We start from the raw sequence: 26,518 nt of genomic DNA on the forward strand, positions 1-26,518 counted from the left end.
GCACCAACCGATTTTATGCTAAAATACAGTGTTATTATCCCTGCTCATAATGAGGCCAAGTTTTTACCTGGACTATTGGATTCTCTTGCAAAACAATCCTTGCTCCCCGCCCAAGCAGTAATCGTCAATGACCATTCATCAGATAATACAGAAGAGATTATTGATGAATATGCAGCCCAATTCCTATGGATCCGCAAGGTCAACAGTCAAACAGAAGCTTCCCGGTTGCCAGGAAGCAAAGTAGTTGCCGCCTTTGAAAAGGGCATGAATATTCTCGATGTGAATTATGACTTTATTGTCAAACTGGATGCAGACCTGATCCTACCCGAAAACTATTTTGAAACAGTCTCAAAGGTCTTTAAAAACAACCCATTTGCTGGAATAGTTGGCGGTTTTGCTTACGAATTGGAAAATGGAAAATGGCAACTCAACCACCCGATGGGCAAAGACCATGTCCGAGGAGCTTTTAAGGCCTACTCTAGACAATTATTTGAACAAATGAACGGTTTACGATGTAGCATAGGTTGGGACACCATAGATGAGCTGCTTTGCAGGTATTATGGTTTTGAGGTAATCACCCTTCCTGAATTAAAAGTTCAGCACCTTCGTCCCACAGGCTCTTCCTATTCCAAAAAAGCGAAATACATGCAAGGGCAAGCCATGTACAAAATGCGCTACGGCTTAGGCATTGCTTTCTTATCCATGGCCAAAGTAAGCATCAAACAAAAAAAGCCACTTTACCTTCTTCACAGCATGATTGGCTATATCCGTGCCAATTTAGACAATACCGTCCCTGTGGTCTCCAAAGAAGAGGGTAAATTTATCCGTTCCTATCGCTGGAAAAACATCTTTCAAAAGATCAGCGGTAAATAAGCCGATTTTTTATAAGTTTGACCACTAATAAGTACAGGGCATATCCAATAGCATGGCACATCCAATCATCCAACAACTCAAAAAAGCTCAAGATAAAAGCATACTTCCTAATGACAATTGGCGGAGAGAAAAAAGTGATGGATTTACTTACTTACGTTATCGCATCTGCCGTCCATTGATCAAAGGCGTATTCTATGTCTTTCGATGGTGGAATAAACCCACCCCCTGGTTTGCCCCTTCTGCCGTAAATTTCCTGAAAACTTGGTTAAAAAAGGACATGGTTGGCCTGGAGTTTGGCAGCGGTGCCAGTTCCAAGTTTTTTGCCCAGAGGATAAAAAAATTGGTCAGTATTGAGCACCACCAAGGTTGGTATGAACATGTATCAAAGTGGTTTGAAGAAAACCAGCTCGATAATATTGATTACCGATTTATCGCTGAAGCCCCCAATTTACATGTAAAGGAATTGCCTCAATTCTTTGAGAAGCTACATCTAAAAGAAGAAGATTACGCATTTAAGCCCCAGTTCTGGGAATATTTTCATGTAGCTGATGAATTTGAAAATGCCTATTTTGACTTTATTCTGGTAGATGGAAGGGCAAGAGTGGCCTGTCTGCTCAATTCTATTCCCAAACTAAAATCCGGTGGTTTGATGATTTTGGACAATTCTGATCGGCCAAGTTACCAGCTTGCCTTTAAATTACTTAAAGATTGGGAACATTTCACTTGCACTACAGGACTTTCTGACACCACTTTTTGGATCAAACCTTAAAACATGGGGATCATAAGGAAACAATCTTCTCAAAGTACCATCATCGCCTACGCAGGGATATTAATTGGCTTTGTGGGCTCTGCCCTACTCCGTCCCAAAATATTGACCGAGGGAGAAATAGGCCTCCTTCAACTGGTCTTGAACACCACCGCCCTTTTCGCTTCTATTTTCACTTTGGGTACCAACTTGACCACATTGAAAATGGTACCGGAATTCAAGGGGAATCCTGAAAAAAAGAGAAGTTTTATCACCTTTTCTCTTTTAGTAGGGCTGATAGGTAGTATACTGGCCATTCCTATTTTTTTAGCGAGTAAAAGCTTCATTTTCCAGACCCAAGATGGTGGTTTTGAAAATTTCCATTACAATAACACCTTCTACTGGGGTATATTACTCGTGATTGGGTTCAGGGTTTTTCAATACATTCTTGACGCTTATCTCCGCACTAACCACCAACCCTTACCTGGAGTTTTTGCAGATAGTATTATCCAAAAATTCCTTCCCATAATAGGGCTTGTTTTATTTTACTTCCAATGGCTTGATTTCCAGCAGCTGGTTTATTTCAATTTGGCCATTTTTACTATTCCTGTTTTAATGTCCTATATCTTCCTAAATAAAGCCAAGGTTTTCACATTGGGGAGACCAGGTCCATTTACTAAACAGGAAAAACGCGACATCGCTGGGATTTCATCTTCTGGTATTCTTGAAATCCTAAGTGGTGGACTTATTTTATACATAGATACTTATATGATTCAATGGCTGATTGGTGAAGAAGCGGTGGGTATTTATGTAACCTTATTCTTTTTTGGAATTGTAATTAGCGTACCTGCTAAGGCGATTAGACGAGTATCTATCGTAACCATCTCAGAATCCATGGCAGTTCATGATTATGATAATATCCAAAAAATATATCGGAAAAGCAGCCAAACCTTATTGGTCATCGGAGGCTTAATCTTCCTATGTGTATGGGGAAATCGCTATAGCATTGGAGGGTATTTGGGAGAAAATTATGCCATAGCATTACCTGTGTTGCTCTTTACTGCCCTAGCACAGCTTATAGACAATATTACTTCTGTCAACTATCAAATCATTGCTGTCTCAAAGCACTATTATTATAACCTTTTTATGGGCTTCCTGACCTTAGCCCTATTGATCATTTCCAACTACCTATTAATCCCCATCATGGGCGTATCAGGAGCAGCAATGGCCTCCTTGCTTAGTATGATCTTGATCAATGGAATGCGTTACTGGTTCCTAAGACAAAAATACAATTTGACACCTTTTTCATGGGAAAGCCTCAAAACGCTGACCATAATTGGGATTATCTGGCTGATCATTGATATTATCCCGAATATTGGAAATATTTACCTTAACCTGCTGATTAAAGGAAGTCTGGTGTTAGTGTTCTATTTGCCTGCTGTTTACTTCACAAAGTGTTCACCTGACTTTAATGCAGTAATGGATAAATACCTGAGAACGATTGGTTTTAAAGCATAAAGAGACTGACTTAAAATCTAAGCAGATGCCATTCTAAAAGTAGGAAAAACCTCAAGCCGTTGGTTTTCAAAAACAAAATCAAGCAAGAAGTTTTCCCTATAGTACCAATAACAAATTTTGAGACAGCCTCAGAAAAATCCTTTTAATTTCATAAGCCAACTACTACCCTTCTCAAACTTTCCTGGACCTGGCCAGCTATTTCCCCAAGAGAAGGGTTTTCTACTGCTGACATGGAAGCTATTGGATCCACGGCAGCCACTTCCACATCCCCATTCTCCAATTCCTGCACCACTACATTGCATGGCAAAAATACGCCTATTTTATCCTCTGCATCTATAGCCTTATGGGCAAAATTAGGATTGCAAGCACCGAGAATACGGTAATTCCTAAAATCTATATCCAGTTTCTTCTTAAAAGTAGCTTTTACATCAATATCTGTAAGTACCCCGAAGCCCTCTGCTTTCAAGGCTTCCGTTACCTGACCAATTACCTTATCAAAACTGGCATTTTGAAGTGTTTTATTAAAGAAATAATTCATGGTTAGTCTCTATTTTGATTCAAGCTTAAAATACTAAATAACTCGCTTCAAAACGGTGACCTAGGTCACAAAGTATTGATGACTGAAATATCTAACTCCGGAAAAACCCCTGAATTCCCTCACAAACTAGTCTCACCTCTCGCTCTCCCAAATAAGGATGAAGTGGCAAAGAAAGTGTTGTACTAGCTATTTTATTGGCTATCGGAAAATCACCATTGTCACTAAAAACCGGAGTAGCTGGAACAGGCAAAGGATAGTGAATGGCAGTGCCTATTCCCCTATCAAACAAATAACCTTTAAGCTTATCCCTTTCTTCCAATTTGATCGTAAAAAGATGAGCATTATGGTCTTCTTTTAAGATACCTTTGGGCATCGAAATTCCCCTTATGTGCTGTAAATGTTCCAAATATATTCCTGCAAGCAGTTTTCTCTTTTGTTGCCAGGGTAAAAAATAATCCAGCTTCACATTCAAAAAACCTGCCTGCAATGTATCAATTCTACTGTTTCTTCCGATCAGTTCATGAACGTCCCTTTCGGGTTGTCCATGTGTAAGCAATAGCCTTAACTTTCTATCCAAAAAATCATCAGCTGTAATCAGGAGACCAGCTTCCCCCAAGGCACCTAGGTTTTTGGTGGGATAAAAACTAAAGCAACCAATATCACCAAAGGCTCCAGCGCTTTTTCCTTGTTTAAAGGCTCCCAGTGCTTGCGCTGCATCCTCAACCACCTTGATTCCTTTTGGCTTTGTAATGGAAAGTAATCTATCCATATTTACCATTTTCCCATAAAGATGAACAGGAATGACCGCCTTTGTCCTTTTTGTGATCATACTTTCCATCTGGTCAATATTGATCAGACCATTGGAATCCACATCACAAAACACAATCTCAGCACCAACCATCTTGACGACCTCAGCAGTAGATACCCAGGTCAATGCGGGCACGATCACTTCATCACCAGGTCCTATCTCCAAAGCGCGCAATGCCAATTCCAAGGCATCGGTACCATTGGAACATGCTATCGCATGACGGGATTTCAGATAAACTGCCAAACTTCTCTCCAATTCAGCTATTTCATCCCCTCCAGAAAAAACCCCCTTTTGAAGCATATGAGCAAACTTTGATTGAAGCTCATCAGCCAAATCCGCATGCATTGCGGCAAGTTCAAGAAAGGGTATTGACTTTTTCATTAAGTAAATTGGCTAATTTCTTGGTCAATGTTCTTCTTTCAAATCTGCTGATATCCCTTTCACGCTCTTCTCCCTCTTCCAAATTCACTTGATTTTCTAAAAATCCTTTTATTTCCCCTACAGCCTCATGTGCAAATACTTTTCCTGCCCTGGCCTCTTGGATGATCATGCTTGCATCACCATCAGGATCCCCCAATGCCACAATGGTCCTGCCAGTGGCTATATATTCAAAAAGTTTACCGGGAATATTCCCTTTGGCATTTTTCGTGTTGGTAAGTATCAGTAAAAGCATGTCTGCTTTCTCATAGAAAGCAAATACCTTTTCATGGGGCAAATAGCCAGGAAATTCTACCCTGTTTTGCAGCCAGGAATCTTTTTGTATATAGTTGTTCACCTTCTCACTCACGCGGCCTACAAAAGTCAATTTTACTTCCTGCTCATGAGGCTCAAAAGCTGATTTAAAAGCCTTCAAAAATGGAATAGGATTTCTGATAGCATCAATGATCCCAGTATAGACAATCTCAAAAACCTTTCCCCTTTTCTTTTGTTTTTTGAAGTTCTTTGGCAGATCAGAAGAATCAAATCCATTGGTGATCAAATCAATTTCCCTTTCAGCAATCTTACTAATCTCTTCCTGAAAAGTAGGTGATATGGTGACCACATTGTCCGCTTCCCTGAACACCGACTGTTCCAAGCGCTCATGCCTTTTTTTTATGGTTTTCATCATCGGCAATGTATCAAGGAACTCCCAAGTGGACCAAGGATCCCTAAAATCCGCAATCCATGGCAGACCAGACTTTCTTTTCAAATTTCTGCCGATCAAGTGCATACTATGCGGCGGGCCTGTGGTGATAATCGCCTGAATTTTATTTTTTTCCAGTATGTCCAACAAATAATTCACGGAAGGTTTCACCCAGAAAACCCTTGGATCAGGAATCATGGCATTGGCCCTCAGCCACATTGATGTTTGGTCAAACCAATTCTTATTACGCTTTTCCATCAGTTTTGATGGGTCAGCTGATTGACCATTTTTCTTTTTCTTTAAAAACCTAAAAACACCATATGGCTCCCAAATCGGAAACTTTATCACCTCCCATTGAGATGAAATTTCCTTAAGCATGGTTTCATCCTTCAATTCAAAATCTGGATTTTCGGGAGTAAAAATCACAGGTTCCCATCCATGTTCGGGTAAAAATTTGGCGAATTTCAACCAACGTTGAACCCCCGATCCGGCACTTGGTGGCCAATAATAGGTGATAATGAGTACCTTCTTATTCTCTTCCATGAAACAAATATAAGCTTTTGTGAGATGATTAGCTCAATGAGCCAAAAAGCTACTTAGCCGTTAATTCACGGTACTTGTCCAAGATTAAAGCATGCATCTTTTTACGATCATATTTTGAGGTAACCTCTACATAAAGGTGATCTGCCAAAGTTTGCATGACATCCCTCTTTACAAAAGCAAACTCCAAGGCTTCTTTAAGTACTGCTTTATCTTTTGCGGGAAAAACCAATCCAGTTTTTTTATTGGTCACTATATCTATATTCCCATTGATATCAGAACAGATAATAGGAAGTTGCATAGCTCCAGCTTCTAAGAGCACATTGGGAAATCCCTCTCGATGAGAAGCATGAACCAATACATCTGAAATGGCCATATAATGCTCCACATGCTCAGACCAGTTTACCTGTACGATTCTTGGGTGATCTTCAATTTTACGGATGACATCCTCCTCCAAGGGATTAAGATCTTGCTCAAAATCCCCCAAAAGCACTAATTTGGACTGGTTGATAATCTTGGAATTTAAGAAGGCATTTACCAGCTCTTCTATTCCCTTATCTTTCACCAGTCTGCCCACAGCCAAAATGATAAAATCATTTTCTCCGGGCATTACCCTCATGGTTGCGGCGACCAAATGATTCTCCTTCAAATTATCCCGGTTAAACCGTCCTAGGTCTACACCGTTGGAAGAACCATTGCCCAGAACCTCCATTTTTTCGGGAACACATAGCTTTTCTTTCAAAATAAAGTCCTTCAAGCTGTTGGCATTGGGCCATACATGGCTGGCATTTCCAAAAGTCCACTTTTCCATGGTCTCCAAAAGCTTCCGCTTGTTGTCCTTGGTCACCACATAAGGCATCCCGGCCACAGTATGGATCCGAACCTTCACACCCGCAAACTTGGCCGCAATCATCCCAAGCAAACCTGCTTTTGGGGTGTGGGTATGGACTATATCGGGTTTTTCCTGCTTAAAAAGTTGTATCAATTTCCAAAGACAAATTAAATCATGCAGGGGTGTGATTTTCCTACTGAAAGGAATTTCAAAATGTTCACAGCCTTCTTTCCGCTTTACCTCATGGACTTCTTTACCTTCTGCACTTACCATAAGCACCTCCCAGCCAGCATCTTTCATATATTTCATTTGCCCTGCAAGAAGCAGTTTTAGGGAGATGGGTACGGTGGTTACTCGGATTAACTTTGGCATCAATTTTTTCCTTTAAAAGCGCAAATATATACCTAAAAAGTGAAGGAATATATCTTGGAGATGAATTATAAATACAACATAATGTTCATCATCAAATATTCGACCAAAAAATCAAAAAGTAAAATAATGGTTGACAGTCGAATAGATGACTGCCAACCAAAAGAAATTTTATTTTAAGCCAGCAGCATCAAATAGCACCTCTACTGGATGCAGTGCCTTTCTTCCCGTACCATCTGCAATCTGGTGCCTACAGCTCGTGCCTGGTGCCACGACTATGGTGTCCTCTGCTGCTTTCCTTACTGTCGGGAACAACACCAGCTCTCCTACCTTCATACTCACCTCATAGTGTTCTTCCTCATATCCAAAAGAACCTGCCATCCCACAGCAACCTGATGGAATAGTTTCTAAAGTATAGTTTTCAGGCAATGTCAATAGCTTTTGGGTAAAGGTAACAGAGCTGAGTGATTTTTGGTGACAATGGCCATGAAGCAATATTTTCTTATTTTCTTTGGTGAATTGATCAGCAGTAATATTACCTCGCATAACCTCTTTGGCCAAAAACTCATCTACCATCATACTGTTCTGCTTTAGTTTCTTGGCAGCTTCTACCAATTCAGACTTCACCAATCTTGGATATTCATCCTTGAAACTTAAAATTGCTGATGGCTCAACACCTACCAAAGGTTCATTGAGGCTTACCACCTCCTTAAAAATCTGCACATTTTTATTGGCCAAATCTTTGGCATGGTCCAATAGACCTTTTGAAATAGCGCCACGTCCACTTTCGGTATGCTCCCTCATCACCACTTCATATCCCAAGTGATGCAACAATTTAATGGCTTTTATTCCTATTTCAGTATCATTGAAATTCGTAAATTCATCGCAAAAGAAATTCACCCGACCATTGGACTTTTCTGCTACCGGCAATTTGCTGTAGTTCTTTTTGTACCATTTCCTGAGATTCACCTTGGCGATGGTAGGTAAAGATCTTTGCTCAGCCACCCCTAAGAACTTCTTCATCATACCTCCAGTCGATTTGTTGGTCATCATGAAGTTGGTCAAGCCCGGCACCAGGCTTCCCAGTTCATTAAGATTATTGATATAGGCAAAGGCCTTACTCCGCAACGGCACCCCATTGGTCTTTTGATATTGGTAAAGAAACTCTGCTTTTAGGCTGGCCATGTCCACATTGGAAGGACATTCAGATGTACAACCCTTGCAAGAAAGACAGAGATCCATCACTTCTTTCACCTCAGGATGGTCAAAAGGATTTTCCTTGGTATTCTTGGTCAGAAATTCCCTTAAAGTATTGGCCCTTCCTCTGGTAGTATCTTTTTCATTTCTGGTAGCCATATAGCTTGGACACATCGTCCCGCCAGAAATCGGTAGTTTCCGACAATCTCCCGAACCATTACATTTTTCGGCTGCTCTAAGAATCCCTCCAACATGCCCAAAATCCATGGCTGTTTCATATTCTGGAGTGACCATATCAGGCTCATAACGAAGAAAACTGGTCATTGGAGCAGTGTCTACTATTTTACCTGGGTTGAAAATATTATTGGGATCCCAGGATTGCTTAATCCTCCTGAACAACTGGTAATTTTCCTCTCCTACCATTATAGGAATAAATGCTGCCCTTACCCTTCCATCTCCATGCTCTCCACTTAATGAGCCATCGTATTTTTTTACCAGCTTGGCGACCGCCTCAGTTATTTTATAAAAGTCCTCCACATCTTCGGACTTTTTAAGATCCAAAATAGGGCGTAGGTGAATCTCTCCAGCACCAGCGTGCGCATAATGAACTGGTTTTTGCCCAAATCCCTTCATGATTTCGCCGAACTCATCGATAAAATCTGCCAAATCATCAATGTCTACAGCCGTATCTTCAATACAAGCAACTGCTTTTTTATCCCCGGGAATATTGGCCAATAAGCCCAAGCCAGCACTCCTCAATGCCCAAACATTCTTAGTTCTCTCGCCCGTAATGATCGGATATGCATAGCCCAAACCAGCAGCTTTCATCCCATCGATCATCCTCTGTGCATCCTTCAATGCTTCTTCCTCTGTCTTCCCCCTGAATTCAATCATCAGGATTCCCTCTGGATCACCTTCTACGAAGTAACGGTTCTTACTCTGTTCAATATTTTCCTTGGTGCAATCCAAAATGATTTTATCCATCAGCTCACAGGCTGTGGGATGGAATTTCATGGCCAGCTGTGTGGCTTTCATACTTTCATGAATACTCCCAAAATGAGCTGCAACTACCACATCTTTTGGATCCGGAAGTGGATCTACATGGATCTTGATTTCCGTAGTAAAGGCTAGTGTACCTTCAGATCCGCATAGTAGCTTACAAAAATCAAATTCAGTATCAATATCAGAAAAAATCTCTGTTTCCAATAAATAATCCACTGCATACCCGGTATTTCTCCTTTGGATGCTTGATTTTGGAAACTGGCTACGGATATTTTCCTGATTGGTCACCTCGCTCAGCTCCTCATATACCTTTTTATAGAGATCTCCCTCCAGATTATTTTGCTTTCTCTTTTCCTCAAAAACCTCTTTAGAAATCTTTCCAAAAGTAGCTTCAGAACCATCACTCAGGATAGTTTGCAGTTCTATAGTATGCTCCCTAGTAGATCCATAAATAATCGAAGTCGTACCGCAGGAATTATTTCCCACCATTCCACCGATCATGGCCCGGTTTGCGGTGGAAGTCACTGGGCTAAAGAATAAACCATGTGGCTTTAAAAATGCATTCAACTCATCTCTTACCACACCTGGCTGTACACGTACCCAACCTTCATCCTTATTAAAATCCAAAATTTCAGTAAAATGCTTGGATACATCCACCACTATTCCATCTCCTACACACTGCCCCGCCAATGAAGTTCCGGCAGTCCTAGGAATCAAAGATGTTTTGTGGGTATTGGCAAATTGGATAAGCCTTTTAATATCATCTTTGGTTTTTGGTGTGGCCACCGCCAAAGGTAATTCCCTATATACCGATGCATCCGTGGCATAAAGGGTTTTCATCAATTGATCGTAATATAATTCACCGGATAATTCTTTGGCCAATTCAGCCAAAAATGGTGTCAAATTCTCTTGCTCCTTAGACATGCCATAAAATTAAAACAGTTAAGGCAACTAATAAATAATAAAATGAATTATCTGTTGAAAAAATTACAAAGCTCCAAATATAGCCCTAGAACCTTATTATTTTAGAGGCACTTGCCCTAAGTATTTCAGCAAAATTACAACTCATACAACTTTTTATTGAAATGGGCTTAAGCTGTCAGGTATAGAAAAGTAGAGAACCGAAAATTGAATCTCGGAGCATATAAATCCTGAAAAGGTTTAACTAACTATTAACACCTAGTTTCAAAATAAGAGGAAATTTAACTTTGATCTTTTTATCTCTGCTCCATAGCTCCTGTAATGATTCTTCTACCAACGCCAAAGGACTTTTTCTGTGAATCGCCTCATAATGCTTAACCGCAGACCATGTGTTCAGATAGCCCATAAACTCTTGGAATGACCAGTCATATGCCATAAACAGCTGCGGTGATGCTATGATATCAAAATCAAAGGGAATACTTTCATAGTTTTGCTCAATATATCTCCTTTCAGGTGCCCAATAATCTCGTAAAATCTATTCATACAACTCCCTAAGTACTTTTTCTCCTTCCTTCAACTGGACCAATCCGTATCCCATCAAAGCAATGATTCCATAAGGTTTTAAGGTCCTTTTTACTTCAGTGAAAAACTTGTCAAATTGAAACCAGTGTACCGCTTGTGCTACCGTAATAAGGTCAAAGGTATTTTCAGAAAAGCCACTATCTTCTGCAGGCTTCAGGCCATAAACAATATTATCTCTTTGGGGAGCTAGGGCCAATTGTTGGGAACTGATGTCTGTAGCCTCCACTTTATCAAAATATTTGGCCAGTACAGTTGCTACCTGACCATTTCCTGTACCTACATCCCAAGCCGCAGATCTGCCAGAAACCTGAGAAAATACAAACTCATAAAGTTCATCTGAATATTCTGGACGGAATTTTTTATAATCTGAAGCGTGTCCTGAAAAATTATCTTTTACCATGACTAATTCCTCGAATTGCTCTTAAACCCGGATTATGCATTAGCAATCGTAGTGAGGGCTGAAAATGCAAGAAAATCAGGCTGTTTGGAGACTGAGGCATAGCACCGCTATGGTGAAGTCGAAAACAGCAGCAAAGCGACTGATTTTAAAGCATTTTCAGTCCGTAATAGATACGCTAATGCATATTTCGGGTTAAAACACTGTTGTTATATAAGTTGATCATACCGTAATCTCAAATCATCTATATCATTTTCTTCTACAAAACTCTTTTCCCCTAAATGCATAATCATCCGAGCATGTTTTTTTACAATCTTCTTTTGCTCCTGTTTCTGAGCGTAATCATATATGGTCAGCATAGCTTCCATCAATCTGATAATTACAGCTGGAGAATCTTCTCCGTATTGGCGAATTTGATTAAAAGAGACATTCATCACATCTTCGAAACTGATTGTTTTTGTTATCAAAAATACTTCTCCTTCCTCATCTAAATGATAAGGACTTGGTAGTTGTGCAGAAGTTAGGTAACAAATCACATCCGTCAATTTATCTATACAGGTAATGGCCGTAAAGGGGTCATTTACCCCAGGTGAAAGCGCTCTGGCCGCCACCTCCACCATCTGTCTTATTGAAAACTCCACATCTTGTGTTGAAGTCCTTTTCCTTCCTGTAATAAACAAAGACTTTACTTGATCTATCTTTTCTTCCTCCACTTCTTTTGCGCTAAATATCAATGCCAGCACCTGACCCGCTATGATAAAGTTACCCGCATGCTTTTTCACCTCTATCAAACCTCCTAGCGTTTTGGCCAAATCAAAAAGCCCAACATGATCCACCGATTGTAAATAACCACTTTCTCGGGCACACACTTCAATTTTATCCTTTAATTTCGACTTCTTCTCTAATAGTTTATCTTCATCTAATACGCTCATAGTAGCACCATTTTCCTCTTTGGGAAATAGTCGCTTGAAATTTTTATGCAGATTAAGGTTAACATTGGATATCACCTGATCTGCCTGAATATTTACAGAAATATGATGGATAAAAATCACTAGTAAAAAAATATTTACAATAGCTAAAAATATTGCAAATATGATGGATAGATTGGGTACAAAAACCATTTCACCATCTGATTTGACAGCCCTGAGCACCAGCAGACAATAGGTAAATGTAGCTATATAAGCACCCAATACCACTTGGTTGATGCCGTCATGCATAAAATTTTGTAGTAATCGGGGACCAAATTGCGATGAAGCCAAAGTCAAAGCCACCAGTGTAATGGAAAAGACCGTGCCTGCCACCCCTATCATGGCCCCAGCAATGGTAGACAAAATACTCCTTGCAGCATCTTCTCCTCCTAGCACATAGTAACTGATATGGCCAGATGGCTCAAAATCCCACATAATGTCCAGATATATAAAACAGATTGCAGCGATCAAGGAGGCCAACACCAACTGCAATGGAACAAACCAAAAAGAGGATTGAAGAAGAGACCAAAAATAAATGATTTTGTTTTTCAAGACTACTACTGCTAAATCTTATCAAATAAGTTATTAAAGTAAATTTTAGTCATAAACCAAGTTCAATATGACGGTTATCCTAACCTGACTTTTTTCTAACAACCAAAAACCAATCCGAACTTTGGTCCAATTCCAGATACCCATAGTCATAACAATATACATATACATTGCCTTTTTTGTTGACATAATGATGGGTATGGTATTTAAACTGAAAACCTTCTTCCAAAAGCTTTTCCCTATTTACCTTGAAAGTCCCTTCTGAGTTTCTCAATAGCTCTTCCAAAATACTCCTGTTCTTTTTCAGGGCATTATTGATATTCCTGATTTCATTATTCTTAACTGCCTTCAATTGGTTATTATAATTATTTCTACACTGGTCATCACAAAATTTCTTGTCTGCCCTGCCTTGAATAACCTGTCCACAATAAAGACATTGCTTCTTTTCATAGTACATAAAAAATAAAGTTTACGTGAAAAAACTAATTGAATTTACGAATCAAAGTACAGATAAGCAAACGTTTACAAACGACTACAAATGGAAAGAAACATTTATCACCCGACTACATTTCAGCCATTAAGCCAAATTTGAACCAAGCATTTACTTCAATGCAGGACTTTAAATTTATTCTTTAACCTAAATTATTTCTATTATGAACACTTTAAGAAACAAAGTACAATTGATCGGCCGCCTAGGCGCCAAGGCAGATTTTAAGGTATTGGACAATGGCAATGCAATGGCCAGAATAAGTTTGGCTACTAACGAGGTTTATAAAAATGCCAAAGGTGACCGTGTAGAGGAAACAACTTGGCACCAACTGGTAGCATGGGGCAAACCTGCAGAAATCATCAACAAATACACCGACAAAGGTTCTGAAATAGCCATTGAGGGAAAACTCATCAATAGGACTTATACAGACAAAAACGGTGTCAAAAAATACATTACAGAAATTCAAGTTAATGACTTGGTTTTATTAGGAGACAAAACCAAAGCTGAAGCCTAAGCTCCTGGCCTATCAAAAACAAAAAAAGCAGCCACAATTGCGGCTGCTTTTTTTATAATTCATTTCACCTAGCTTTTTATCATGGTTTTGGTAAATTCCACTTCACCCGTTTCTACATTATAATAACCTCCGACTATACCGATTTCACCGGCTTCATACAATTCATTCAATACTTCACTTCTTTCCAAAATAGCATCCATAGTGTGGATGATATTATGATGGGAAACAGCTTCCACAAACACAGGATCTGTAGGTAAACTATCTGCTTGTTCTTTTTTTACTTCTTCGATCGATGGAGTAACTTTATTCAACAGCCCCGTAAGATTGCCCATTTTTACTCCAGCACAAGCACCATTAATGGCCCCACATTTACTATGGCCCAAAACCACCACAAGTTTAGAGCCGGCCACTTTGCAAGCATATTCCATACTTCCCAAGATATCCTCATTGGCCACATTTCCAGCAATTCTAGTGCTGAAAATATCGCCCAATCCTTGATCAAAAATCAATTCAGCAGAAGTTCTACTATCAATACAACTTAATACGATGGCAAAGGGCCACTGTCCGTCTTTGGTATCATTTACCTGTTCAAGCAAATTCCTATTGTACTTAAGGTTATTTACAAATCTTTGGTTACCTTCTTTTAAAAAGTCTAATGCTTTTTCAGGTGTTACTGTTGCTTGAGTTTCAGCGGTATGTGCTTTCATATTTATTTTAAATTTCTATAAATTAATTCGATGAATTATTATTGATCAGTTCCGTTATCACCTCCTTATGAGATGTTTTTCTATTTTTCCTGTAGGATAGTACTTCCTTGTGCTCAGTGGATACATGATTAGATTCTTCCAAGTCATTTTCCAGATTATAAGAAGCTTTAAAGCCTATTAGTTTCACAGATATCCCTTTTTCTGGTGCCTGAATATCTTTAAATTCTCTGATAAGCTCGAGCACATCATGCGTAACATACACGGTATCAGAAGCATCAATCACCACGCTGGCTCCCTTTGGAATGTGGTTCAGTGTTTGCTTGATAGCCGCTTTGTTCAAAAAGGACACCTCTTGAGCAAGATCTACATGAATAATATCTCCATCACTATAATCCTCTTTTTTGAAATAGTATACTCTCTTGGCATTTCCCTTCAATACAAAGAACACACTGATAACTATTCCCAAAGCTACTCCTTTCAAAAGGTCCAAGAATACCACTGCCCCTAAAGTTGCCACAAAAGGCAAGAACTGGTATTTTCCTTGATTCCAAAAATAAACAAAAGTAGATGGCTTGGCCAACTTATAACCAATCAATAATAAAATAGCAGCCAAAGTCGCCAACGGCACTTTATTTAAAATAACTGGAATGGTCAAAACACTTATCAGCAAAAACACACCATGTATCACTGCTGACATTTTTGATTTAGCCCCTGAATTAACATTAGCAGTAGTTCTGACCACCACAGAAGTCATAGGCAAGCCCCCTATCAATCCACTGACCATATTTCCTATCCCTTGGGCTTTCAATTCCACGTTAGTATTGGTCACCCTTTTCATAGGGTCCATACGATCTGCAGCCTCTATACATAATAGGGTTTCAATCGACGCAACGATTGCTATGGTCATGGCAACAATCCATACTTCAGGATTGGCAATTGCGCCAAATTGAGGAAGGGTAATTAAATTTTTAAAATCTTCTGTAGAGGTAGGTACAGGTAAACTCACCAAGTATTTTTCTCCGATCGCCAGAGAACTTCCTGACATGATCAAAAACTCATTTATCAATACACCGCAAATCACAGCAACCAAAGCTGCAGGTACCAGTTTTAATTTTTTCAGTGCCGGGATTTTATCCCATGCAATCAATATGGCCAAAGAAATAGCGGTCACCAAGATCACTCCCGGTTGGATATCTGTAAAAGAGGCTGCAATGTCTGAGAAAATAGCCAATCCACCTCCAATTTCTACATCTGATCCCAATGCCACAGGTATTTGCTTAATAAAGATAATCACCCCTATACCAGCAAGCATACCTGTGATGACATTGCTAGGGATATAATTGGATATACTTCCGGCTCGCAAAAAACCTAGTACGAGCTGTATGAGTCCAGCTAATACAACTGACACCAAAAATATATCAAATCCCCCCAAGTCCTGAATGGCTACAATAACAATAGCCGTAAGACCTGCTGCTGGACCTGAAACACTAATATGGGACTGGCTCAAAAAACCAACTACAATACCTCCAACTATTCCGGTAATGATCCCTGAAAATAATGGTGCACCGGATGCCATGGCAATCCCCAAACATAATGGCAGGGCTACAAGAAATACTACAAGACCAGATGGCAAGTCTGACTTGAGGTTTGCAAAGAGATTAGTCTTCTTTGTCATAAAATTCTAATTTTATAATTCGTAATTAAATAAGGCGCATAATTATCCTTTGAAACCTCTTTTTGGCTTCAAAGGAACTCTCCTGAAATTAAAAGGAAATGTAAGCTGCCTAGATTCAGCTCAAATCGGCTGTAAAGTATTACGAATGTTCTGGAGGGGGACAGAATTGATCCCTAAGGACAAAATGATAGTCATGTATCCGGTGAAAATCCAAATCAGATTTGATTTTGGACTGGGCCAATATTGCATCCCAGACTATAGACTTATCCACAAACTCTTCTTTTTCTGGCTTGTGGTTTTCAGTACCTTCCTCCTCCTCTTCTTCCACCATCGAATAACAAATAGAAATATCAATTTGGTCATCGATCAAAGCAATCGCGCTTGGACCCACTACCAAAACGGCAAAAATCGCCAAAAATATGGCGGCAACAGTCTTTCTATATGTTGGATATTCTATCAAAGGATATTTTGTAAATCTAGTTTGTTAGATTCAAAAGTATACAAAAGTTTAGAGAACCTACGGATATAATCCGACAAATGTTCCTCTAAACATTAAATATTAATAAATCCCATCAAGGTCAATACGCAATATGGTCTTCCTTTCCCATCTCACATCTGCTGATTAGAAGATAATTAACGGTGGGCTTCATATCTATTAACAGGCAATTCTTTTTTCAATTCTGCAGCAAGCTCTTTCCACTTCCTAGATCCATTAAAAGCTTCCAGGCTATTCTGTAATTGCTCCTTAGTTCTAATTCCTGACACAATGGAAGTCACTGCTGGCTGATTGAGTAAATACCTTAAGATCAATTCCGTCTTTTCAATCAAACTAGCACTATAGGTCTTCAATTTTTCGTTAATATTTTTAACCTCTTCCAATGACCAGTTCAAATAAGGTTGAGCAGGCTTATCCAACGATAAGCCTTTGGCATAAGCTCCTCTAACAAGAACACTAATATCCCTCTCAGCCAAAAATCCTAAACACTCCTCCTCAGGCCTCCTATCCAGCATACTATATTGCATCATGACTGACACCATATTGGACTTCTCTGCGTAGGTCCTAATTACATTCGGCCGTATAGACGAAATGCCATACTCTCTGATCTTACCCTCTTTTTTTAATTGTTCAAAAGCTGCTATCGTTTCATCAATCGGATCATCCATGGTTCCTCCATGCAGCTGGTACAAATCAATATAATCTGTTTGAAGTCTTTGAAGACTCTTTTCAACAGCTCGCAGGATATAAGATTTACGGGGATTCCAATCCCAGCCACTTCCATCGGGCCTCAACTGGTTTCCTACTTTAGTGGCCAGCACCACTTCATCCCTTATACCTTTGAGGGCAGCTCCCACAAGTTTCTCGTTTTCTCCACCATCATAAAGGTCCGCAGTATCAAAATAGTTGATCCCTTGGTCAAATGCCTGACGCAATAATGCCCTATCATCTGATTTGCTACCTTTCAATGACATACATCCAAAAGATAATTCAGATATTTTGATGGAAGATTTTCCTAGTTGACGGTAATTCATTTAGAACCTTTTCTAATTTTCTCTTTAAAATTTATACAAACCATCTTCAGTTCACCTTTTATCTACCAAAGATGATGCACAGTTGGTTTAATGTATGCATTGTAAACATCTTTCACTTTTTCCATTTGATCAGAACTGAGGGGAGATAGCTGACCTGCATTGACATTTGATTCCACCTGTTCAACTTTAGAAGCTCCAGGAATAACAGTACTTACTTGCTCAAACATTAAAATCCACCTTAAAGCCCAAGAAGCCAGTGTAGCATTTCCGGCAAAAACAGGTTTCAATTCCTCTACTGCCTTCAACCCCAGTTCAAAATCTACTCCAGAGAATGTCTCTCCCTTATCAAATGCCTCTCCATTCCTATTGAAATCCCTATGGTCGTTTTTATCAAAAGTAATTGAAGAGTCCATCTTACCGGTCAAAAGCCCACTTGCCAATGGCACTCTGGCAATAATACCTATATTATTCTTTTTGGCTTCCGCGAAAAACATTTCCAAAGGCTTCTGTCTAAACATGTTAAAAATAATCTGCACCGTAGAAACATTTGGGTATTTTATCGCCTGCATGGCCTCTGAGACCTTTTCTACACTTACTCCAAAATGACGAATTTTGCCTTCCCCTATTAGCCGGTCAAATAATTCAAATATTTCATCTCTGTAATAAACTTCTGAAGGAGGACAATGTAGCTGTATTAAATCCAAGCTCTCCAGTTGCATGTTTTTCAAACTGGCTTCCACATAGGCCCTTAGTGCTTCCGGAGTATAACCTTCTGAAACATGGGGAGAAATTTGTCGGCCACATTTACTCGCCACATATATTTCTTCGGAACGCTCCTTCAAAACTCTCCCTACTGCTTTCTCACTGGCTCCATTATCATAGACATCGGCTGTATCCAAAAAATTCACCCCTTGATCTATAGCAGAATTAATTATTCTATGAGCTGCTTTTTCATCAAAAGCACCTCCCCAGCCTCCGCCTACTTGCCAAGTTCCTAATGATATCTCAGAAACTTTTAATCCTGTTTTTCCTAGTAATCTATATTTCATATTTTTTATACTAATAAATTAACTGTTTACACTTTTGAAAATGTCTGTTGATATATTAATTTCAAACTTTGTATTATTAAATATACAGAAAGCAAGTAACTGTTATACTAAATCAACCTTGCTGACTCAAATAACATTCATTAACATTTTTCTATCTTAGAAGTAAATTGACAATAAAACGATTAACTATGAACGCAAGAAGAAAATTCCTTAACTATTTCTCCTTATTGGGTTCAGGCATTTTATTTTCCAATAATGTCTTGGCCAAACCTAAAAAAGATTTTATGATTCATCAAGTGTACTTCTGGCTAAAAAACCCAAAAAGGGATTTAAAGAGTTTTATCAAAGGCTGCGAAGAGCTCATCAAAGTTGACAGCATCAAAAAAGCCTATATAGGCCAGCCAGCAGTTACTGAAAGAAGAGATGTAGTAGACCACTCTTTTCATGTCTCATTAACCGTACATTTCGACAATATTGAAGATCATAATATTTATCAATTAGCAGCAATTCACAAAAAATTCATAGCTGACCACGAAGATAAGTGGGAAAAAGTCCAAGTTTATGACACAAAAATTCAATAATACTCATTATTTAATGCTATTTTGTTTTTTAAATATTTAGCTCCCAGCTGACTTTTGAAATAAATTCAAAAGTCAGCCAACTTTGTAAATGAAAAGTAGTCTCCTCATATTATCCCTATTTTCTGTCTTGCTTTTCACAGGCATTGATGCTAAATCATTCCAGATAAGCTCTCCACAAAATAAGCTGTCAAAAGAAGGGAAAATTGACAGCTTGAACAACTGGGTGGAAAAAAACATCGAAAAGGATATCAACAATGCCCTCAGCAATTCCCTTAATGCTCTGGAACTCTCCAAAGAGATCAATTACCCTTTGGGCGAGGCGCAAAGCATGATTAACCTAGGGTGGATCTACTACAGAATGGATGATTATCTCCAAGCGATAGATTACGCATTTAAAGGCCACCAAAGTATTATCCCACTAAACAAGCCAAATTTGACCATTAGGTCTTTCTTTAATATTGGAGCCATATACAGTGAAGGGAGTGGCCAGCTGGAATTGGCTTTGGAGTATTTTGAAGAGGCGTATGAAAGGAGCCTCGATATACAGGACAGGTCCATGAGTGGCCGCGCATTGAACAACCGCGCCTTTATCCTTACCCAAATGGGGCGATATGACGAGGCATTGCAATTGATCACTCCTTTTTTAGCCGACAAAAAAGATGATTTCCTTGAATCCTATGCGCGCAGAACCCTTGGTGACATCCAAAAAGTCCAAGGCGATACCGCAAAGGCTATAAATAGTTACCTTATTGCCTACCAAATACTAGAAAAGGAACAATCCTACTCTACCCTTACCAGCTGTATCATCAGGCTGGCTGAACTATATTTGGCCACTGGACAAAATTACAAAGCCAAATTATACCTGGACAAAGGAGAAATCATCAGCGAAAACAATCACTTTAGGGAACAACTGATCAAGATCAACCAACTTAATTCAAATTACTACGAAAACCTAGGGAACTGGAAAGAAGCATTATTCTACCAGAAAAAATATGCCTCCATGCAGGACAGCGTCACCAATCAAATCAATTCAAAAAACATGGGACGAATGGAGGCCAAAATTGATTTTGACCAAAGACTGAATGCCATCAATACCGAAATGGCATTAAACGAAAAGCTGATCAATGAAAAACTCCAACAACAAATATTCAGACGTAATATATTCTTAGCTGGCTTTATCATCATGCTGGTCCTGGTGACCATTGTGCTGTTCACTTCCTACCGTATTCGCAGATCCAAATACCAAGCTGAATCTGCCAATAGGGCAAAATCTGATTTTATCTCAAGTATGAGTCATGAAATCAGAACTCCCCTAAACGGTGTGATAGGCTTCTCAGACCTGCTCAACTCCACTCCCTTAGATGCCAACCAAAAACAGTATATCACCCTCATCAATCAATCAGCCAAATCCCTGATGGAAATTGTAAATGATATCCTGGATTTTTCAAAAATTGAGGCTGGTAAACTGGAAATTGAGCTTTCCCAAACCAATATTTATGAATTGGGGATAGAGACTGTCAACTTGGTGGCATTTCAAGCTCATCAGAGGTCTATTGAGTTAATTTTAGATATAGATGAACAAATCCCCAAAATGGTTTTGGCAGACCAAGTAAGGATCAAACAAATCCTTATCAACCTATTGAGCAATGCTGTAAAGTTCACGAAGAAAGGAGAAATCACTTTGAAAATAGAGCGTCTTGGAGAAGAATTGGAAAACTTCTCCAAGATCAGGTTTACCGTAAGCGATACAGGAAAGGGAATTGAACCTGGCAATCAGGAAAAAATCTTCAGTGCCTTTACCCAAGAAGATTCATCGACCACCAGAAAATTCGGAGGAACAGGCCTAGGCTTAGCCATATGTAAAAAGCTGCTCAACATGATGGGGGGAAAAATCTACGTAGAAAGTGAATTAAATAAAGGAAGTAGGTTTTGGTTCGAGATCAATTTTGAAACATTGGAGGAAAAACAAAAAGAACCCGCACTACCTATAGAAAATCTTTATGCACTCATCGTCGAAAAAAACCAGAGACATGGCAAAGTGATACAAGAAAACCTTTCCTATCTAGGAGCTTCATCAGATCTGGCCCTTAGCCAAGAAGAAGCCGAACAACTCCTGAGGAACTCAGCACCATATAATCTTATGCTGGTCAATCATGATATAAAGGAAGGTAATGGGGCCCATTTTATCCAAAAACTCAAATCAGAAATGAACCTGATTCCCAATGATATCAAGACAATTTTGATGCACAATGCCTTTGTTCAAAATTCAAGGATACCAGAACATGTAGATGCCTTGCTCATCAAGCCATACAAAAAGCCGGATTTTCTTCAAATACTTAATAAATTATTCCATCCTAAAGACACAAAATCCACTTTTGATCAAAATATGGCCAACCAAGAAGACCTTGATCAACTTAAGGAAATCTCCCCTTCAATCTTAATAGCCGAAGACAATCAAGTCAATATGATACTGACCAAAAAGCTATTGCATAGTTTTATTCCAAAAGCTGTAATCATGGAAGCCAAGAATGGTAAAAAGGTCATAGACGTTTATAATGAAAATGAGGTTGACATTATTTTCATGGATATTCAAATGCCTGTTCTAAATGGATATGAAGCCACAGAAGCCATCAGAAAGATGGAAGCCAAAACAGGCAAGCATACCCCTATCATTGCTTTAACTGCTGGAATTCTAAACAATGAAAGACAAAAATGCCTAGAAGCAGGACTTGATGATTATACCTCTAAACCAATGAATAAAAAGGATATAGGAAAAATTCTCCATCAATGGTTACTTGAAAAAATAAGTTGATCATTCACCTAAACTATTTTCCAGATGAATGATCAACTTATCATCAATTTACTTTTTCAATCACCAGATTGTGGTTGGTATAAATACAAATATCAGCAGCAATATTTAAGCTCTCCCTTACTATTTCCTCCGCAGATAAATGCGAAGCAAACTTCTTAAGTGCCCTAGCTGCGGACTGTGCATACATGCTTCCTGAACCAATCGTTGCTATGGATTCATCTGGCTCGATCACATCTCCAGTGCCAGAGATGATCAATACATCCTCTGCGTCTGCCACGATCATCATCGCCTCCAATTTACTGAGCATCCGGTCTGTCCTCCACTCTTTGGCCAATTCCACCGCAGCCCTTTTCATATTATTCCCAAAAGCGCCTAGCTTCTCTTCAAATTTTTCTAAAAGTGTAAATGCATCCGCAGTAGAACCTGCAAATCCTGTAACGATTTTACCATCCTGGAGCTTTCTCACTTTTTTTACACTGCTTTTGGCAATGGTATTCCCCAAAGTCGCCTGACCATCAGCCCCAATGACCACTTCTCCATTATGCTTAATCGCCACTACCGTGGTTGATCTTAATTTCTCCATAGTGTATTAAAATGTTTCCTTGCCAAACAGACAAAAACTATACTAAAAGAAAAAGTCCTGTCAGGAAAACACCAAACAGGACTTTTTGACATATTTCTTCCCAGCATACGCTAAGGAATAGTCATTAAATCAAAATTCTAACAGGATCTTCCAATAGTCCTTTCAAGGTTTTCAGGAATGCAGAACCTACCGCTCCATCCACAACCCTGTGATCACATGAAAGGGTCACCTTCATCACATTGCCTACCTGCATCTGACCGTTTTTAACCACTACGGTTTCCTTTATACCTCCTACTGCTAGGATACAAGCATCTGGTGGATTCACAATCGCCGTAAACTCTTCAATACCAAACATACCTAGATTTGAGATCGTGAAAGTATTTCCTTCCCAATCCTTAGGCTGCAATTCCTTATTTTTTGCTTTTCCACCCAAGGACTTAGCTTCTTGGGAAATTTGAGAAAGAGTCTTTCCATCAGCAAACCTGATCACTGGAACCAAAAGACCTTCTTCTACAGCTACAGCCATACCTATATGGACATGGTCATTGTACCTGATTTTATCTCCTAACCAGCTGGAATTCACTTTGGGGTGCTGACGAAGTGCAGCCGCAGTAGCTTTGATCACCATATCATTGAAAGAAATTTTCACCGGAGCGATTTCATTCATACTCTTACGGGCTTCGATTGCCTTATCCATGTTGATTTCCATGGTTAAGTAGAAGTGAGGAGCAGAGAATTTACTTTCAGCCAAACGCTTGGCAATGGTCTTTCTCATTTGGGAAACCTTCTCCTCAGTATAAGATTCCTGACCAATTCCAACAGGTGCGGTGGCCGGTGCTGTTGTCTGTACTGCCTCTACAGAAGCTGGGTTGAAGTTCTCTACATCTCTCTTGATGATTCTTCCACCTTCTCCAGAACCAGAAATCAAGGAAATCTGAATACCTTTTTCTTCGGCCATTTTCTTGGCCAAAGGAGATGCTTTTACTCTTCCATTATCGGTTGTATTACCAGCTGTGCTCGCTGCTGCTTTTGGAGCTTCTGCTTTGGCTACTGGCTTGGATGCTGCTTTTGGAGCTTCTTTCTTTTCTTCTTTTGCAGCAGGCTTTTCCTCAGCCGGCGCAGATTGTTGCGCATGGGCCTTCAACAGTGTTTCGTAATCGGCACCTTTTTCTCCGATCACCGCAATCACGCCATCAATTTCTACACTATCACCTTCCTGAACACCAATATGCAACAAAACCCCGTCATCATAGGACTCTAGTTCCATGGTTGCCTTATCTGTCTCTACTTCGGCAAGTATATCACCAGACTTCACCTCATCTCCCTCTTTCTTCAACCAAGCAGCAATGGTTCCTTCCTGCATGGTATCACTCATTTTAGGCATGGTGATCAAGGTTGCGTTGATTCCCGAGGTATCTATTTCTTCACTTGCAGATGAAGCGGCTTCAGCAGCTGGCTCCTCTTTAGTTTCTTCAGTTTCTTCTTTAGCTGATTCCGAAGCAGCTGTTCCTCCTCCTTCTATGTCCTTCAAAAGATTGTCGATATTTTCTCCTTTTTCCCCGATAATGGCAATCACGCCATTTACAGGCACTGCATCTTTTTCTTCAACACCAATATGCAACAAAACTCCCTCGTCATAAGACTCTAGTTCCATCGTCGCTTTATCAGTTTCTACTTCAGCGAGAATATCTCCAGCTTTTACTTCGTCTCCTACTTTTTTTAACCAAGCAGCGATCACACCTTCTTCCATGGTGTCGCTCATTTTGGGCATTCTTATTACTTCGGCCATAAGTTATCTATATCGAATTCAATTTTTCAGCAAGTCAAAAATAGTTCTTAAAATATCTTTATTCAAATTTAATAATAGTAATTTCAATATCAGAAAGAATGAAAACGATTCCCCTGATTCAAAAATGCCATTAATAAAAAACACAAGTTACAGCGGACCGACAATTTTATTTAACGGCCATTTACAAACCATCATCCCCGGACTTTTCAGAAAACCCCTGACATTACCCTTTGAAAGACAAAGAATTACCACCAAAGACAATGATTTTTTGGATTTGGATTTTTTAAAAAACGGCGCTCATAAAATGGTAATAATTACGCATGGATTAGAGGGGGATAGCAGAAGACCATATATGTGCGGTATGGCCAAACATTTTTTCCAACAGGGCTATGATGTCCTCACCTGGAATTTTAGGGGATGTAGTGGTGAATTGAATAAAAAACCATTTTTCTATCACTCTGGCGCTACTTATGATTTGGATGAAGTAATCCAATATGTAGAACAAGATTATCAGGAAATCTACCTTATTGGCTTTAGCCTTGGTGGAAACCTTACCTTAAAATACCTAGGAGAGCCCATACAAAGGGCTAAAAAAATCAAAAGAGCAGTGGCCATTTCTGTACCCTTGCACCTCAAAAGCAGCTGCATAAAGATTTCCACAGGTGAAAACATCGTCTATTCCAATAGATTTCTAAAGACCTTAAAACAAAAAATAAGGCTGAAATCAAAGCTGTTTCCTGAAAACATTGACATCTCCCAATTAGACAATATCAAAACACTACATGAATTTGACGATAAGTTCACTGGTCCCATGCATGGCTTCAATAATGCCAATCACTACTATGACAAATGCTCTTCCCTCTATTTTTTGGAAGGCATCCAAATACCAACCCTTCTATTGAATGCCCAAAATGATCCCTTCTTAAGTCCTGAATGTTTCCCCTTTGAATTGGGGCATTCCTTGGACAAAATCTTCATGGAATTCCCTGAAATTGGGGGACATGTAGGCTTCAGCCCTAGAAAAAGAAAAGAAATATACTGGTCCGAAAAAAGAGCGTTTGAATTTATCGATTCAGATGATTAATTTACAACAATATATGGACTAAAATTATGTGCGAAAGATATTCCCTAGGCAAGACTCAACAGGATCTTGAATCGCGATTTGGAGCAGAACTATTGGATGACTTCCATCCCAGATATAATATTGCACCAACGCAACTTCTCCCTGTCATTACATCTGATAGCCCAAAAGGCTTTTCTCACTTTTATTGGGGAGTCACACCTGATTTTTCAAAAAACAAACCAGTTTCCCTCAAATTCATCAATGCAGCCGCTGAAACAGCCCCCAACAAAGCTTCCACAAAATCAGCTTTTCAAAAAAGACGCTGTATCATTCCTGCCGACGGATATTATGCATGGAAAAAAATAGGCAAAAAAACTAAAATCCCCCACCGTTTTACCCTAGAGGACAACGCTTTGTTTTCCTTTGCGGGCATTTGGGAAGAATTTGAAAATGAAAAAGGAGACACCAATCACACCTTCCTTATATTAACTGTCCCTGCCAACAAAATCAATCGGGAATTTGCAGATCGAATGCCGGCAATATTGAACAAGGAGCAAGAGAAAATTTGGCTAGACAAATATAGCTCATTGGATCAACTTAGCGAATTATTGGCGCCCTACCCTACCGAACAAATGCTATCCTACCCTGTATCTCCTGCAGTAAACCAAATAAACCTTGATGCTGAATACCTTATCAAAAGGACCAGCCCAATGGACCAGTTTGGCAATTACACCCTGTTTGGATAAATCCTCTTTTCTCTTTT

The 26,518-nt window shown here is 39.4% G+C and carries 24 protein-coding genes; 8 read left to right on the top strand and 16 right to left on the bottom strand.

Going from position 1 to position 26,518, the window contains the following annotated elements; translation table 11 throughout:
• Nucleotides 1-15: 15 nt before the first annotated feature.
• Genes KZP23_RS20770 through KZP23_RS20780 form a run of 3 tightly spaced genes read left to right on the top strand, consistent with a single transcriptional unit; the run spans nucleotide 16 to nucleotide 3,136 of the window.
• On the top strand, nucleotides 16-873 hold the full coding sequence (locus KZP23_RS20770; RefSeq protein ID WP_226333736.1) for a glycosyltransferase family 2 protein: 858 nt from the start codon (nucleotides 16-18) through the stop codon (nucleotides 871-873).
• A gap of 52 nt (nucleotides 874-925) precedes the next feature.
• Nucleotides 926-1,642 carry a class I SAM-dependent methyltransferase gene (locus KZP23_RS20775; RefSeq protein WP_226333737.1) on the top strand — a complete coding sequence of 239 codons (717 nt, stop codon included), beginning with the start codon at nucleotides 926-928 and terminating at the stop codon, nucleotides 1,640-1,642.
• A gap of 3 nt (nucleotides 1,643-1,645) precedes the next feature.
• A complete protein-coding gene (locus tag KZP23_RS20780; RefSeq protein ID WP_226333738.1) occupies nucleotides 1,646-3,136 on the top strand; it encodes a lipopolysaccharide biosynthesis protein in 1,491 nt (496 codons plus the stop codon).
• A gap of 148 nt (nucleotides 3,137-3,284) precedes the next feature.
• On the opposite strand, the gene KZP23_RS20785 is transcribed toward KZP23_RS20780, so the two are convergent.
• The 9 genes from KZP23_RS20785 to KZP23_RS20825 form a co-directional block, all read right to left on the bottom strand.
• Nucleotides 3,285-3,674 (bottom strand): DUF302 domain-containing protein, encoded by a 390-nt coding sequence (locus tag KZP23_RS20785; RefSeq protein WP_226333739.1) that lies wholly within the window; start codon nucleotides 3,672-3,674, stop codon nucleotides 3,285-3,287.
• 91 nt (nucleotides 3,675-3,765) lie between these two features.
• Nucleotides 3,766-4,863, bottom strand: a complete 1,098-nt coding sequence (locus KZP23_RS20790; RefSeq protein WP_226333740.1) for a DegT/DnrJ/EryC1/StrS family aminotransferase — start codon at nucleotides 4,861-4,863, stop codon at nucleotides 3,766-3,768.
• Nucleotides 4,838-6,148: a glycosyltransferase family 4 protein gene (locus KZP23_RS20795; RefSeq protein ID WP_226333741.1), complete on the bottom strand. Its 1,311-nt coding sequence runs from the start codon at nucleotides 6,146-6,148 to the stop codon at nucleotides 4,838-4,840. Before KZP23_RS20795 ends, KZP23_RS20790 begins: the two co-directional genes overlap by 26 nt.
• A gap of 49 nt (nucleotides 6,149-6,197) precedes the next feature.
• Nucleotides 6,198-7,349 (bottom strand): glycosyltransferase family 4 protein, encoded by a 1,152-nt coding sequence (locus tag KZP23_RS20800; RefSeq protein WP_226333742.1) that lies wholly within the window; start codon nucleotides 7,347-7,349, stop codon nucleotides 6,198-6,200.
• 168 nt (nucleotides 7,350-7,517) lie between these two features.
• Complete coding sequence (locus KZP23_RS20805; RefSeq protein WP_226333743.1) at nucleotides 7,518-10,469, bottom strand: FAD-binding and (Fe-S)-binding domain-containing protein; 2,952 nt, start codon at nucleotides 10,467-10,469, stop codon at nucleotides 7,518-7,520.
• A 241-nt stretch (nucleotides 10,470-10,710) separates the two neighbouring features.
• A complete protein-coding gene (locus KZP23_RS20810) occupies nucleotides 10,711-10,902 on the bottom strand; it encodes a hypothetical protein (RefSeq protein ID WP_226333744.1) in 192 nt (63 codons plus the stop codon).
• A gap of 99 nt (nucleotides 10,903-11,001) precedes the next feature.
• Nucleotides 11,002-11,448 carry a class I SAM-dependent methyltransferase gene (locus KZP23_RS20815; protein ID WP_226333745.1) on the bottom strand — a complete coding sequence of 149 codons (447 nt, stop codon included), beginning with the start codon at nucleotides 11,446-11,448 and terminating at the stop codon, nucleotides 11,002-11,004.
• 206 nt (nucleotides 11,449-11,654) lie between these two features.
• A complete protein-coding gene (locus tag KZP23_RS20820) occupies nucleotides 11,655-12,965 on the bottom strand; it encodes a DUF2254 domain-containing protein (RefSeq protein ID WP_226333746.1) in 1,311 nt (436 codons plus the stop codon).
• A gap of 79 nt (nucleotides 12,966-13,044) precedes the next feature.
• Nucleotides 13,045-13,419: a hypothetical protein gene (locus tag KZP23_RS20825; protein WP_226333747.1), complete on the bottom strand. Its 375-nt coding sequence runs from the start codon at nucleotides 13,417-13,419 to the stop codon at nucleotides 13,045-13,047.
• A gap of 196 nt (nucleotides 13,420-13,615) precedes the next feature.
• Here KZP23_RS20825 and KZP23_RS20830 point away from each other — a divergent pair, with 196 nt between their 5' ends.
• Entirely contained in the window at nucleotides 13,616-13,966 is a 351-nt protein-coding gene (locus KZP23_RS20830; protein ID WP_226333748.1) for a single-stranded DNA-binding protein, read from the top strand.
• 68 nt (nucleotides 13,967-14,034) lie between these two features.
• On the opposite strand, the gene KZP23_RS20835 is transcribed toward KZP23_RS20830, so the two are convergent.
• From KZP23_RS20835 to KZP23_RS20855, 5 genes are all read right to left on the bottom strand, one after another.
• Complete coding sequence (locus tag KZP23_RS20835; protein ID WP_226333749.1) at nucleotides 14,035-14,673, bottom strand: carbonic anhydrase family protein; 639 nt, start codon at nucleotides 14,671-14,673, stop codon at nucleotides 14,035-14,037.
• Between the two features lie 22 nt (nucleotides 14,674-14,695).
• Nucleotides 14,696-16,348, bottom strand: coding sequence for a SulP family inorganic anion transporter (locus tag KZP23_RS20840; protein WP_226333750.1), 1,653 nt, complete (start codon nucleotides 16,346-16,348; stop codon nucleotides 14,696-14,698).
• Nucleotides 16,349-16,487: 139 nt separating this feature from the next.
• Nucleotides 16,488-16,808, bottom strand: coding sequence for a hypothetical protein (locus tag KZP23_RS20845; RefSeq protein WP_226333751.1), 321 nt, complete (start codon nucleotides 16,806-16,808; stop codon nucleotides 16,488-16,490).
• Between the two features lie 173 nt (nucleotides 16,809-16,981).
• Entirely contained in the window at nucleotides 16,982-17,878 is an 897-nt protein-coding gene (locus KZP23_RS20850; RefSeq protein WP_317198020.1) for an aldo/keto reductase, read from the bottom strand.
• Between the two features lie 62 nt (nucleotides 17,879-17,940).
• Nucleotides 17,941-18,927 (bottom strand): aldo/keto reductase, encoded by a 987-nt coding sequence (locus tag KZP23_RS20855; protein WP_226333752.1) that lies wholly within the window; start codon nucleotides 18,925-18,927, stop codon nucleotides 17,941-17,943.
• Between the two features lie 188 nt (nucleotides 18,928-19,115).
• On the opposite strand from KZP23_RS20855, the gene KZP23_RS20860 reads away from it, so the two are divergent.
• Together KZP23_RS20860 and KZP23_RS20865 are read left to right on the top strand one after the other, a co-directional pair.
• Nucleotides 19,116-19,508: a Dabb family protein gene (locus KZP23_RS20860; RefSeq protein ID WP_226333753.1), complete on the top strand. Its 393-nt coding sequence runs from the start codon at nucleotides 19,116-19,118 to the stop codon at nucleotides 19,506-19,508.
• 88 nt (nucleotides 19,509-19,596) lie between these two features.
• On the top strand, nucleotides 19,597-22,320 hold the full coding sequence (locus KZP23_RS20865) for an ATP-binding protein (RefSeq protein WP_226333754.1): 2,724 nt from the start codon (nucleotides 19,597-19,599) through the stop codon (nucleotides 22,318-22,320).
• Between the two features lie 43 nt (nucleotides 22,321-22,363).
• Here KZP23_RS20865 and hslV read toward each other — a convergent pair whose 3' ends face one another.
• Together hslV and KZP23_RS20875 are read right to left on the bottom strand one after the other, a co-directional pair.
• On the bottom strand, nucleotides 22,364-22,903 hold the full coding sequence (gene hslV / locus KZP23_RS20870; protein WP_226333755.1) for an ATP-dependent protease subunit HslV: 540 nt from the start codon (nucleotides 22,901-22,903) through the stop codon (nucleotides 22,364-22,366).
• A 124-nt stretch (nucleotides 22,904-23,027) separates the two neighbouring features.
• Nucleotides 23,028-24,692 carry a pyruvate dehydrogenase complex dihydrolipoamide acetyltransferase gene (locus tag KZP23_RS20875; protein WP_226333756.1) on the bottom strand — a complete coding sequence of 555 codons (1,665 nt, stop codon included), beginning with the start codon at nucleotides 24,690-24,692 and terminating at the stop codon, nucleotides 23,028-23,030.
• A gap of 124 nt (nucleotides 24,693-24,816) precedes the next feature.
• Here KZP23_RS20875 and KZP23_RS20880 point away from each other — a divergent pair, with 124 nt between their 5' ends.
• Together KZP23_RS20880 and KZP23_RS20885 are read left to right on the top strand one after the other, a co-directional pair.
• On the top strand, nucleotides 24,817-25,776 hold the full coding sequence (locus tag KZP23_RS20880) for a YheT family hydrolase (RefSeq protein ID WP_226333757.1): 960 nt from the start codon (nucleotides 24,817-24,819) through the stop codon (nucleotides 25,774-25,776).
• Between the two features lie 26 nt (nucleotides 25,777-25,802).
• Entirely contained in the window at nucleotides 25,803-26,501 is a 699-nt protein-coding gene (locus tag KZP23_RS20885) for an SOS response-associated peptidase (protein WP_226333758.1), read from the top strand.
• Nucleotides 26,502-26,518 lie beyond the last annotated feature (17 nt).

Origin of the sequence: Echinicola marina (assembly GCF_020463795.1) — a bacterium.
Taxonomy (GTDB): Bacteria; Bacteroidota; Bacteroidia; order Cytophagales; family Cyclobacteriaceae; genus Echinicola; species Echinicola marina.